Below are 13,716 nucleotides of genomic sequence, written 5' to 3' on the forward strand. Positions count from 1 at the left end.
ATAAGCAATTATAACGTTATAGTAAGGATTTCAAAAGACTGATTCAGCACTTTTATCAATACCTTTTTTTAACCTTAATCTTACATTAAAAAAAAATCAACGAAAGTATCTTGAATTAATTTTTTCTTATAACTTTGCAATTCAAAGTTCTTTTAAAAACACAACACTATGAAAAACAAATTAGAACAATTTAAAGAATACACTCAAAAAGAAGGTATCATGGTCAGTTTAGTAATCACCCTGTTTTGCATGGTTTTACTTTGTACCGTACTGATTCTGTCGGCTTTTAATTCACGCAGTGCAGAACCATTCTGCCAAATAAATTTAATTTTTGAATTTATCTATGGTATTATTCTTTCGTTTTTTCTTTTAAGAAGAAGAGAAAGATATTCTCATCTAATTCCTTTTCTATTTTTAAACTGGCTAATCGGATGCTTTTCGTTAAACGTTTTAATTCCAATTTTTGAAGATCTCCCTATCTGGGTTTACATTCTCACTTTGACCTTTTGCATTTCAAATTTCTTTATTTACAACAGGCAAAACGAAAGGAATATTCCATTAACCTTATTATTCATCAATGGATTATCTTATTCAATAATTCTATATTATGCTTTATTCTTAATACCAATTAGTATAATTTCATTAGTTACAATACTTCTGTTAGGATTGGGATTTTACGGATTAGTTCCCGCAATAATCTCCTTAATTCACTTGACAACACTTTTACGATTATTTAATAACGACATACGATACATTACCTTTTTTACTGCTGGTATTTTAAGTGTCGTATTTGCTTTATTTGCCTTTACAATTCGGCTGAATATTGAAAGCAAAAGAATAAGCGAAAACGAAATTTCAAAATCATTTGATTATAATGACGATTTGCCTGCTTACATTAAGATTTCACAACATCTGGAGCCTAATTTTTTTAATGAAATTTTGCTTAAAAAAGATATTGTCTACAAAAGCAATGATGATTTCTTTAGTCTTAGAGGCTTTAATTCATTTGGAAGTGCTAGGTATAACGAGAGAAAGATTCACAATCCGTTTATTACTATTGCTTATTTATTTTGCAACGATCTTAATTTAAGTCTTGACGACCGAATTAATATACTAAAATCAAACTTTGATAAAAGACTGGAAACAGAAGAACAATTATGGAGCGGCGAGGATTTGTTTACTAAAAGCATCAAAGAAGATGTTAAAATTTATCCTGCTACAAGACTGGCTTACACCGAAATCACTATGGATATTGCTTGTAAAAAAGAATCTTGGCAAGACAAAGAGGCCATTTATTCTTTTCAACTTCCTGAAGGTTCTGTCGCAACTTCGCTTTCTTTATGGGTAAACGGAATCGAACGCAAAGGTGTCCTCACTACCAAAGAAAAAGCTCAAAAAGCCTATAAACAAATTGTTGGAGTAGAAAGCCGCGATCCGTCTTTGATGCAGTGGAAAGAGGGCAACAAAATTGTTGTTCGAGTTTTTCCTGTAAATTATGAAAACCCTCGAATTTTCAAATGCGGTTTTACAACTCCTTTACAAGCAGGTGAAACCGAAATGAAATACCGAAACATCTCAATAAAAGGACCTAATATCTCAAATGCTTCTACAATTTCACGAATTCAGATTACAGATAACACTAAAGTCAGAACTAGTAAAGATTTTGAATTTAAAAATAACGCTTTCATAAATAATTCAAAAGGATTAGAGGATTGGGAAGCTGTTATGTCTTTAAGCAAGCCTCTTCATTCGAGTTCTTTTGCATGGAAAGACAAGGTTTACAAAGTTAAAGAAATTCAAAAATCGACTATTCCATTTACGCCTTCAGAAATTATTTTAGATCTCAATAGTAAATGGACTTTAAACGAAATAAAATCATTCGTCAATTTACCGGGAAAATCAATTTACGTATATAATGACAAAGAGAAGAAAGCCCTTAATATTGATAATTTTAAAACCATCCATTCAGAATTTAAAGACTTGCATTATTCCTTATTACCTCTTTATAAAATAACCCAAAACAGTTTAATTATAACTAAATCAAGCGCGTTCTCGGCCAATTTTGAAGAGTTAGATAAATCAGGTTATTTAAATAAAATAAGAACAGGCACCAAACAACAAAACTTAAAAGTCATCAATCTTTCGGCAGAAATTAATCCGTTTTGGCAAACTATCAAAGAACAGAAGTACATTGATTACTACCAGACTTCGCTCAAGAATAGTTTAAAAATGATAGAACAGAAACAATTTCCTGTATATAAAACTGAAGAAAACTCAGTAAACATTGAGCCCGCAGCAATTTCTATTCAGGAAACTGCAAAAGACAGTATTCTTAAAAGTGATGGGCCAAATCATATTTACAGAATGTATGCTTTTGGAAAAGTTTTAGAAGAACAAGTAAAAATTCAGAACGACTCTTTAACTGCAAACCAATATGTAAATCTGGCCAAAGACGCGAATATTGTAACACCTATTTCATCATTAATAGTTTTGGAAACAGATGAAGATTACAAAAATAATGGAATTGAGAAAAACATAGACACTCTTAGAAACGCCTCAATCAATAATGATGGCGCTGTACCAGAACCACACGAATGGGCTCTTATTTTTATCGCCTTAACGACCGTACTGCTTTACAACAGAAAAAGCAAAAAACAAACCAACCGATGAAACATTTGTTATTACAATACATAAAGCCTCTGATGATTCTTAGTGCGATTGTGGCATTTTTAATAAATTATGACATTATTAAAAATAATCTTGATAGTAATTTTATAGGAATCTTATTCTCAATCGCCTTATTTATCATTGGAGGAAGAAGAACAAACTTAAATCTAAATTATCCTTTGGTGGGACTAATTTTTATATTAGAGTTTATAAGTTTTCGTCTTCATACAAAATCATTGCATTTTTTGGCATTAGCCATATTTGCCTGTTTTCTGTATTATAAGTTCAGTGGAAAATTTTCTTTCATTGCCTTTTTCTGTATTGTATTATTTTCATCACTCTTTAATACATTTTTTAATTTTCTAACAACCGAAATAAAACAAACACTCTGCTACACCGTCTTTCTGACTTTAAAAAATGTAATCACTATAGACAAGATTGAGGGAGTAAATTTTTATATAAATAGTGCTAAAATCACAGTAGACACAGCATGCATGGGACTTTCTATGTTTAAAACAGGATTACTCACTGGTGCTTTCTTATTGACTTTAGAAGAACGTAAACAACAAAATTACTTTGGCATTAAGCAGATTATTCTATTTTGTTTACTTGTAATAACACTGAACATCGTTTCTAATTATTTCAGAATTGTAATTTTGATTTTATTCAATTGTACAAAAGAAAATATGCTGCATCATAGTATTGGGCTGTTTTGTTTTGTTGTTTATCAAATTGTTCCAATGCTATTTTTGATTCGTTATTTCAAACCGAAACAAAAAGAGCTCCCAAAAGCAAACAAAAAACTGATTTTAGGTTCAGCTATACTAGTAACCTTTGTAGTAATACTTTGCACAAGTTTAAAAATCAAAACAGACTCGAATGACAACTTGCTGGAAAATTTAAATCCACAATACAATGTTCAACAAGGAAACTGGGTTAATAAAGAAGTTTTCAAAATTTCAACTTCAGAAAAACTTATTTACATTAAAACTCCAGCGCACAAACCATTGATATGCTGGACAGGAGACGGATATTCTATTACCGAATCTAAAGAGACGAAAAGAAACAACGAAGAAATCTGGCAAATTAAAATTGAGAAAAACAACAAAAAGTATCTGTCTTATTGGTGGTACGAATGTGATGGAAAGAAATACACTTCACTTATCAAAGTTTTATTGATAAAGTTAATTCACAACAAACCTGTCCGTTTAATTAATGAAACTTTCAAAACACCTTTATAAAACAAAAACAGCCCGAAAAATATCGGGCTGTTTCATTTAATCTATATTTTCTACATTAGCTTTTTAATAATAACTTCTTCTGTTATTCCTTCAGCATCTGCTTTATAATTTTTAATAATTCTATGACGCAAAATTCCAGTTGCTACTGCTTGTACATCTTCAATATCTGGCGAAAATTTACCATTGAATGCAGCGTGAGCTTTTGCTGCTAAAATTAAATTCTGTGAAGCTCTTGGTCCAGCGCCCCAATCCAAATAATTTTTCACAAAATCATTGGTAAGTGCATTATCAGGACGTGTTTTACTAACCAGAGTAACGGCATATTCAATTACATTATCTGCCACAGGAATTCTACGGATTAAATGCTGGAAATCTATAATTTCCTGAGCCGTAAACAACGGATTAATATCGGTCTTTGTATCAGAAGTTGTTCGCTTTACAACTTGGACTTCTTCTTCGAAAGTTGGATACTCTAATTTTATGGCAAACATAAAACGGTCTAACTGAGCTTCTGGCAAAGGATATGTTCCCTCCTGTTCAATCGGATTTTGAGTTGCCAGAACAAAATATGGTAAATCTAATTTATGATGCTGCCCTGCGATTGTAACCGATCTTTCCTGCATTGCTTCAAGTAAAGCCGCTTGCGTTTTAGGAGGTGTTCTGTTAATCTCGTCCGCTAAAATAATATTAGAGAAAATCGGTCCTTTTATAAATTTGAAATTTCTATTTTCATCCAAAATTTCACTTCCTAAAATATCAGATGGCATTAAATCTGGTGTAAACTGAATTCTTTTAAAATCTAAACCTAACGCTTGAGACAAAGTGTTAATCATTAATGTTTTTGCCAAACCAGGAACACCAATCAAAAGTGCGTGTCCTCCAGAAAAAATACAAAGCAAAATTTGATCTACAACGGCGTCCTGCCCTACAATGATTTTCGCTATTTCTTTTTTTAATTCGTTTCTTTTTTGAACTAAATTGTGAATTGCTGTTACGTCAGACATTTATGAGTATATTTAAATTAAAAAGAGTTAGTTCTACGAATTCATAAAACTAACTCTTTTTATTTATTTAATAAAAATTATTTTTTCAACCAATTATTTGCAAAATCACATTCTTTGTATTCTCCAATAATTTTGATGTAAGTATCTTTAATTTTAGTATCAAACCATTTTGCAATTGCGTTAATTTGTTTTTCTTTTAATGCTAACTCTTTAATTTTTGTATAATCTTTAGCATAATCAGCAGTATGGTCTTCAATACGATTTGTAACTGTAATAAGCTTATAAGTCTTTTTACCTTTATCGTCTGTATTTAAAATTGGTTGAGAAACCTCATTTCCTTTTAAATTAGAAACCTGGCTATACAAAGTCGGATCCATTTTTGTCAATTCAAAACGTGTATCTTGAGTTGTAGGATTCACTAAAGTTCCACCATTTGCTCTCGTTTCTTTTTCATCAGATTCTGTTCTTGCAGCATCTGCAAATGATAGTTCATTACCTACTATTTTATTTCTGATATTAGTAATTCTTTCTTTCGCTTCTTTTAAAGCAGCTTCAGAAACTGTAGGTGCAATCAAAATGTGACGAAGCTCAACTTCCTGCCCTTTAATTTTTTCAACCATAATAATATGGAATCCAAAAGTAGTTTCAAATGGTGCTGAAATTTCACCTGCTTGCAAACTGAACGCCACATCCTTGAACTCTTTTACGAATGGGGTTTTTCTTGTCATTTTATAATAACCACCATTTGGAGAAGATCCAGGATCTTGAGAATACAGAACCGCTTTTGTAGCAAAACTTGACCCGTCAAGCACATCCTGTCTTATAGCGTTTAATCTGTCGATAACTTTCTTTTTGTCTTCTGGAGAAATTTTAGGTTCAACAACAATTTGTGCTACTTCCATTTCAGCTCCAAAAGTTGGTAATTCATCTTTAGGGATTTTCTTAAAGAAGTTACGAACTTCTTCAGGAGTAATTTCTACATCTTTAATGATTTTCTCTCTCATTTCTGTAGCAAGTTTTTGCTCTTTTAAGATGTCAGCAAAATACGTTTTAAATTCTTCTACAGAATTCTTTTTATAATATTCAACAACTTTGCTGATATCTCCACCAACTTGCTGCGTCATATAATTCAGACGCTCTTCCATCATTCCTCTTACTTCAGCATCACTAACAATAATACTATCCTGAATTGCCTGGTGTGCATATAATTTATCTTCTAAAAGTTTCCCAAGCATTTGACATCTTGTAATGTCTTTTATAGATCCTCCTTGTGTCGTAATTTCTAAAAATCCTTTATCAATATCAGAATCTAAAACAATATAATCTCCTACAGTTGCAATAATCCCATCTACTTTCAATTTCCCACCAGTAGGAGCTTCAACAGGTTTTTGAGCAACAACATCAGGAATTATTTCTTGTGCCTTAATAATTGGAGTCAAAAAAAGGAAAAAACAAATTGTTAGTACGAATCTGTAATCAATTGTTTTTAGCTGTAATTTTTTTAATAACATTATTTTAAATTTTATTTGAATGTAAGCCTGTTTAGATAATTCTTCACCATTATTTATGCCTTCAAACATAAATAATCAATATAGTTCTTTTATACCTTATAACGAACAAAAATAACAATTCAATTACATAATACAACTATCTGATATACTATTAACAAAAAATTATAGGATATGAAGATCGCTCTCAAGAATGTTAATCAAAAATACTCTCAAAACTATTATAACCTCTTGTATACAGTTCTATTTTTTCAAAAAAATCAATAATACTTAAAGACTTCCAAATTTAAGAACTGAATATTTTTATAAAGCCGTATTTAATAGTACTTTTGCAACCTATTTATACGAAATATGAGCTTTTTAAAAGAAATACAACGCAGAAGAACATTTGGAATTATCTCGCACCCCGATGCTGGTAAAACTACATTAACAGAAAAATTGCTGTTATTTGGAGGGGCTATTCAGGAAGCAGGTGCTGTAAAAAATAACAAAATTAAAAAAGGAGCAACGAGTGACTTTATGGAAATCGAACGCCAAAGAGGTATCTCGGTTTCAACTTCTGTGCTTGCTTTTAATTATAAAGATAAAAAAATCAATATCCTTGATACTCCTGGACACAAGGATTTTGCTGAAGATACTTTTAGAACTTTAACCGCTGTTGACAGTGTAATCGTTGTGATTGACGTTGCAAAAGGGGTTGAGGAACAAACGGAAAAATTAGTTTCTGTTTGTAGAATGCGTAACATTCCGATGATTGTTTTCATCAACAAGTTAGACCGTGAAGGTAAAGACGCTTTCGATTTGATGGATGAAGTGGAGCAAAAATTAGGTTTGAAAGTAACTCCTTTAAGTTTCCCAATCGGAATGGGTTATGATTTCCAAGGAATTTACAACCTATGGGAAGAAAACATCAATCTTTTCAGCGGAGACAGTCGTAAAAACATTGAAGAAACTATCGCTTTTTCTGATGTTCAAAACAATCCAGAATTGGATAAAATTGTGGGTGAAAAAGCAGCAAATAAACTTCGTGAAGAATTAGAATTAATTGACGAAGTATATCCAAAATTTGAGCGTCAAGATTATTTAGATGGAAAAATTCAGCCGGTATTCTTTGGTTCTGCTTTGAATAATTTTGGAGTTCGCGAATTGTTAGATTGTTTTATTACAATCGCCCCATCTCCAAGAGCAAAAGATTCTGAAACTCGTACAGTTGAGCCTACAGAAGAAAAAATGTCTGGATTTGTGTTCAAAATCCACGCAAATATGGATCCGAAACATCGCGACCGTTTAGCGTTTATCAAAATTGTATCTGGAACTTTCGAAAGAAATAAACCTTATTACCACGTTCGCCAGAAGAAAAATTTAAAATTCTCTAGTCCAAATGCCTTTTTCGCAGAGAAAAAAGAAATTGTAGACATTTCATATCCAGGTGATATTGTTGGTTTACATGATACTGGAAACTTTAAAATTGGAGATACCTTGACAGAAGGCGAAATCATGAGCTTTAAAGGAATTCCAAGTTTCTCTCCAGAACATTTTAGATACATTAATAACGCTGACCCGATGAAAGCTAAGCAATTAGAAAAAGGTGTTGATCAGTTGATGGATGAAGGTGTTGCTCAGTTGTTTACTTTAGAAATGAACAATCGTAAAGTTATCGGAACGGTTGGAGCACTTCAGTATGAGGTAATTCAATATCGTTTAGAGCACGAATACGGAGCAAAATGTACTTATGAAAATTTCCCTGTACACAAAGCGTGTTGGGTAAAACCAGACGATGCTAAAAACGAAGAATTCAAAGAATTTAAACGTATCAAACAAAAATTCTTGGCTCACGATAAATATGGCCAATTGGTATTTTTAGCCGATTCAGATTTTACAATTCAAATGACACAAAGTAAATATCCAAGTGTAAAATTATTCTTTACATCTGAGTTTGATTAATACTTTCTGTATTGAAAAAAATACAAAAGGCTGTCTAAAATACTATAGACAGCCTTTTTTAATCTTTATATTATCTGTAATTAATTCCTAATCCGCCTGCAATATAGACTCTAGTAAGTTCTTCCGCTTCTATAACTATATTTTGAGATAAAACTTTATTTTTTACCGCATTTGCAGAAAAAGATATTTCTTTTGAAAGATAATAATCATTTCCAGTGATCGTAATCATGAAGGTTTTACTGCTTTTTGAAATTTTAGCTTTTATAGAAAATTCTCCTGTTTTCGGATTTACTTTTACAGCTTGTGAACCATCGACAGCAAGCATCAAATTGGGATATTCTTTTCTATCAAAAGGCTTATTGGTTTTTGCTTCCAATAATTTTCCTTGAATGATTATCGAAACTTCCTCATTTGTATTATGATTATACGCCACTTTACCTACCGTATAAACAGGCTCAGAACAACCTATTTCAGTTTTAACTACCTCTTTTTCTTGTGCCGAAAGATTTGACACTAATAAAACAGATGCCGCCACTGCCGCATATTTTAAGTTATTGATTTTAGACACTTCATTATATTGAAATTCTTCTTCAAGTTGTGTCGTTTTTAATCTCGCACAAATATTCGTGTCTTTATTTTCCGCAATGAATCTTGCCACTTCCGAATTGGTCTTCTTGCTTAAATCAATTACGTTTTTCATGCAAGAATTACAAAATGAACCATTTGCGTTAGGAATCATTTTATCAAAATTTTCAGAACATGGGCTTGCTATTTCTAAGGTGAATTTCGTTTTCATATTGTACTTCTTTTTAAATTAAAATCTTTCAAATGATTCTTACTTATATAGAGTACATTTTTAAACAAAAGGTTGGGAAGCGAACGAAATATTTTTACAAAGACCTCTAACAAACTCACTATTAGATATAAAAAAAGCACTAATCTTTCATCAGCGCTTTTCTTTAATTTGAATTCAATCAACCTTACTAAGTCATTATATTTCAAAAATTAATCTTTTCATAGGTTTGCAAATCTACTTTAACACAGGAATGAAAAGAAATTTTGTCGATTAAAGTAAATTAAATCAGATGAAATACATTTTATTTTTAAACTAAGAATAAAAAAAGCCCCATTTAAAATGGGGCTTTTGAAATTTATGCTTGTCCCGCAGGACCAAAATTAAGCGGAATTGGTGCTTGTTCCGTTTCTTTGATTTCGCCGTGAGCTGCTTCAAATCTGTGGATATTTTCACCTATTGCTCTTAACAATCTTTTAGCATGTTGTGGTGTCAAAACAATTCTTGACTTTACCTTGGCTTTAGGAATACCTGGCATAATGCTAACAAAATCTAAAACAAACTCAGATGATGAGTGATTAATAATTGCCAGATTAGAATAAATTCCTTCTGCAATAGTTTCGTCTAACTCAATATTAATTTGCTCTTGTTGTTGTTTCGGATTACTCATAGTTTCCTAATTAATAAATGTATTCTTCTTTATTTGCCATCATTTCGTTGTAATCGTCTTTAGATCCTACGATAGTGTTATCGTACTCTCTCATACCAGTTCCTGCAGGAATTCTGTGTCCAACAATTACATTTTCTTTTAATCCTTCTAAATCATCTACTTTACCAGCTACAGCAGCTTCGTTAAGTACTTTCGTTGTCTCCTGGAATGAAGCCGCAGAAATGAATGATTTAGTTTGTAACGAAGCTCTTGTAATACCTTGTAAAACTGGCGTTGCAGTTGCAGTGATTACATCTCTTGCTACAACAAGATTTTTATCTGTACGTTTCAATAATGAATTTTCGTCACGTAATTCACGAGGTGTAATGATCTGACCTGGTTTCAATACTGAAGAATCTCCAGCATCTTCAACCACTTTCATTCCGTATAATTTATCATTTTGAAGGATAAAGTCTTTAGTGTGGATCAATTGATCTTCTAAGAATAGAGTATCTCCTGGATCTTCAACTTTTACTTTACGCATCATTTGACGAATAACTACTTCAAAGTGCTTGTCATTAATTTTTACCCCTTGTAAACGGTAAACCTCTTGAATTTCATTTACCAAGTACTGTTGAACAGCAGCTGGACCTTGAATTCTTAAGATATCATCTGGTGTAATTGCACCATCAGACAATGGAACTCCCGCTCTTACGAAGTCATTCTCTTGTACTAAGATTTGGCTAGAAAGTTTAACTAAATACTTTTTAATTTCACCAAATTTAGACTCGATAACGATCTCACGGTTACCTCTCTTAATTTTTCCAAAAGATACAACACCATCAATTTCAGATACAACAGCTGGGTTAGAAGGGTTACGAGCCTCAAGCAACTCAGTAATTCTAGGAAGACCTCCCGTGATATCGCCTGCTTTAGAAGAACGACGAGGGATTTTCACTAATACTTTACCTGCTTTAATTTTCTCACCATTTTCAACCATTAAGTGTGCACCTACTGGTAAGTTGTAAGAACGAATCAATTCACCTTCTTTACCGTAAACCAATAAAGTTGGGATTAATTTTTTGTTTCTAGCCTCAGAAATTACTTTTTCTTGGAAACCAGTCTGCTCATCGATCTCAACCATGAACGATTGTCCTTGCTCTAAATCTTCGTAAGCAATCTTACCAGTAAACTCAGAAACAATTACACCGTTATATGGATCCCATTTACAAATTACAGTTCCTTTTGCAACAGTATCTCCATCATTAACAAAAATACTAGAACCGTAAGGAATGTTATGTGTATTTAAAACAATTCCAGTTTTCTCATCAACTAATTTCAACTCAGTTGAACGAGAAACTACGATATCAACAGAGTTTCCTTCTCCGTCTTCACCTTTAACTGTTTTTAAATCTTCAATTTCAAGTCTACCTGCGAATCTTGTAACAATACTAGACTCCTCAGAGATACCTCCAGCAACCCCTCCAACGTGGAACGTACGAAGTGTTAACTGTGTACCTGGCTCTCCAATAGACTGAGCTGCAATAACTCCGACAGCTTCACCTCTTTGTGTCATCTTACCAGTAGCTAAGTTTCTACCGTAACATTTAGCACAAATACCTTTTAAAGCTTCACAAGTTAATGGAGATCTAACTTCTACTTTCTCAATTGGAGAAGCTTCGATAGTTCTCATAATTGCTTCAGTAATTTGTTGACCTGATTGAACCATTACTTCGTTAGTAAGAGGATTAATAACGTCTTGTAATGCAACACGTCCTAAAATTCTCTCTCCTAAAGATTCAACGATTTCCTCATTTTTCTTCAATGCTGCAACTTCAACACCTCTTAAAGTTCCACAATCTTCGATGTTAACAATAACATCTTGAGAAACGTCATGAAGCCTTCTTGTCAAGTAACCAGCATCGGCTGTTTTAAGAGCCGTATCCGCAAGACCTTTACGAGCACCGTGAGTAGAAATGAAGTACTCAAGGATCGAAAGACCTTCCTTAAAGTTAGAAAGAATAGGGTTTTCAATAATCTCACCACCACCAGCAGTAGATTTTTTAGGCTTAGCCATCAAACCACGCATACCAGTTAACTGACGAATCTGCTCCTTAGAACCCCTCGCACCAGAGTCAAGCATCATATATACAGAGTTGAAACCTTGTTGGTCTTCTCTAATATTTTTCATTGCTAACTCTGTTAACTGAGCATTTGCTGAAGTCCATACGTCAATAACTTGGTTGTAACGCTCGTTATTTGTGATAAGACCCATGTTGTAGTTAGTTGAGATACCTTCAACTTGCTCTCTAGCATCTGCAATTAACTTCGTTTTTTGTTCTGGGATTCTAATATCACCTAAAGAGAATGATAAACCTCCTCTAAATGCAAATTTATAACCCATATCTTTCATATTATCCAAGAAAGCTGCCGTTGTAGGTACATCAGTCACACTTAAAATGTGTCCGATAATATCTCTAAGGTTTTTCTTAGTCAATACGTCGTTGATATATCCAGCTGCTTCAGGTACTACTTCGTTAAATAATACACGTCCTGCAGTTGTTTGAATAATTTGGTACACTAATTCTCCAGCGTCATTAAAATCTTTTGCACGGATTTTCACACGAGCATTCAATTCTAATCTTCCTTCGTTTAATGCAATGTTTACTTCTTCAGCAGAGTAGAAAGTCAAATCCTGACCAATAATTTTGTGATCTTCTGTAGAAATACGCTCTTTGGTCATATAGTATAGACCCAAGACCATGTCCTGAGAAGGTACAGTAATTGGAGCACCATTTGCAGGGTTCAAGATATTGTGAGAAGCCAACATTAATAATTGTGCCTCTAAAATAGCCTCTGGTCCTAATGGTAAGTGAACCGCCATCTGGTCACCATCGAAATCGGCGTTGAAAGCCGTACATACTAATGGGTGTAACTGGATCGCTTTTCCTTCAATTAATTTTGGTTGGAATGCTTGAATACCAAGTCTGTGCAAAGTAGGAGCACGGTTAAGTAATACTGGGTGTCCTTTAATTACGTTTTCAAGGATATCCCAAACTACAGGCTCTTTTTTGTCAATGATTTTCTTAGCAGATTTTACTGTTTTTACAATACCTCTTTCGATCAACTTACGAATAACGAATGGTTTGTATAACTCAGATGCCATATCTTTTGGCAATCCACACTCATATAATTTCAACTCTGGACCAACGACAATTACCGAACGAGCAGAATAATCCACACGTTTTCCTAAAAGGTTTTGACGGAAACGTCCTTGTTTACCTTTTAATGAGTCAGATAATGATTTTAATGGTCTGTTTGATTCTGTTTTAACAGCAGAAGCTTTACGAGTGTTATCAAATAATGAATCTACTGATTCCTGTAACATACGTTTTTCGTTTCTCAAGATTACTTCAGGAGCTTTAATCTCCATTAATCTTTTCAAACGGTTATTACGGATGATTACACGACGGTATAAGTCATTCAAATCTGAAGTTGCAAAACGACCTCCATCAAGTGGCACAAGTGGACGTAATTCTGGTGGAATAACCGGAACCACTTTCATAATCATCCATTCCGGACGGTTTTCGCGGTTTTCATTAGACTCACGGAAAGACTCAACAACTTGTAATCTTTTTAAAGCCTCAGTTTTACGTTGTTTAGATGTTTCATTGTTAGCACTGTGTCTTAACTCATATGATAAAGCATCCAAGTCAATTCTAGCTAACAAATCCATAATACACTCTGCTCCCATTTTGGCAACAAATTTATTTGGATCTAAATCATCTAAGTATTGGTTTTCCATTGGAAGTGTATCTAAAATATTCAAATACTCTTCTTCAGTTAAGAAATCTAATCTTTGTAATGATTCACCATCAGCATTTTTAGCAATACCCGGTTGGATTACTAC

At 33.0% G+C, this 13,716-nt stretch carries 8 protein-coding genes; 3 read left to right on the plus strand and 5 right to left on the minus strand.

The window, feature by feature from the left end:
- Positions 1 to 168: 168 nt before the first annotated feature.
- A complete protein-coding gene (locus tag VGE71_RS09940) occupies positions 169 to 2,670 on the plus strand; it encodes an XrtN system VIT domain-containing protein (protein WP_331138193.1) in 2,502 nt (833 codons plus the stop codon).
- Complete coding sequence (gene xrtN, locus VGE71_RS09945) at positions 2,667 to 3,908, plus strand: exosortase N (RefSeq protein WP_331138194.1); 1,242 nt, start codon at positions 2,667 to 2,669, stop codon at positions 3,906 to 3,908. The genes VGE71_RS09940 and xrtN overlap by 4 nt, the downstream gene beginning before the upstream one ends.
- Before the next feature lie 50 nt (positions 3,909 to 3,958).
- Here xrtN and VGE71_RS09950 read toward each other — a convergent pair whose 3' ends face one another.
- Positions 3,959 to 4,912 carry a MoxR family ATPase gene (locus VGE71_RS09950; protein WP_331138195.1) on the minus strand — a complete coding sequence of 318 codons (954 nt, stop codon included), beginning with the start codon at positions 4,910 to 4,912 and terminating at the stop codon, positions 3,959 to 3,961.
- 77 nt (positions 4,913 to 4,989) lie between these two features.
- Positions 4,990 to 6,423, minus strand: a complete 1,434-nt coding sequence (locus VGE71_RS09955; protein WP_331138196.1) for a peptidylprolyl isomerase — start codon at positions 6,421 to 6,423, stop codon at positions 4,990 to 4,992.
- Between the two features lie 348 nt (positions 6,424 to 6,771).
- Here VGE71_RS09955 and VGE71_RS09960 point away from each other — a divergent pair, with 348 nt between their 5' ends.
- Positions 6,772 to 8,364: a peptide chain release factor 3 gene (locus VGE71_RS09960; protein ID WP_144215154.1), complete on the plus strand. Its 1,593-nt coding sequence runs from the start codon at positions 6,772 to 6,774 to the stop codon at positions 8,362 to 8,364.
- A 70-nt stretch (positions 8,365 to 8,434) separates the two neighbouring features.
- On the opposite strand, the gene VGE71_RS09965 is transcribed toward VGE71_RS09960, so the two are convergent.
- The 3 genes from VGE71_RS09965 to rpoC form a co-directional block, all read right to left on the minus strand.
- The gene (locus tag VGE71_RS09965; RefSeq protein WP_331138197.1) at positions 8,435 to 9,160 is read right to left on the minus strand and encodes a hypothetical protein; all 726 of its coding nucleotides are present in this window, start codon (positions 9,158 to 9,160) and stop codon (positions 8,435 to 8,437) included.
- Positions 9,161 to 9,515: 355 nt separating this feature from the next.
- Positions 9,516 to 9,827: a DUF3467 domain-containing protein gene (locus tag VGE71_RS09970; RefSeq protein WP_012024017.1), complete on the minus strand. Its 312-nt coding sequence runs from the start codon at positions 9,825 to 9,827 to the stop codon at positions 9,516 to 9,518.
- 10 nt (positions 9,828 to 9,837) lie between these two features.
- A partial coding sequence (gene rpoC / locus VGE71_RS09975) for a DNA-directed RNA polymerase subunit beta' (protein ID WP_331138198.1) occupies positions 9,838 to 13,716 on the minus strand: 3,879 nt, incomplete at its 5' end.

The organism is Flavobacterium sp. (assembly GCF_036405015.1).
In the GTDB taxonomy this organism is placed as follows: domain Bacteria; phylum Bacteroidota; class Bacteroidia; order Flavobacteriales; family Flavobacteriaceae; genus Flavobacterium.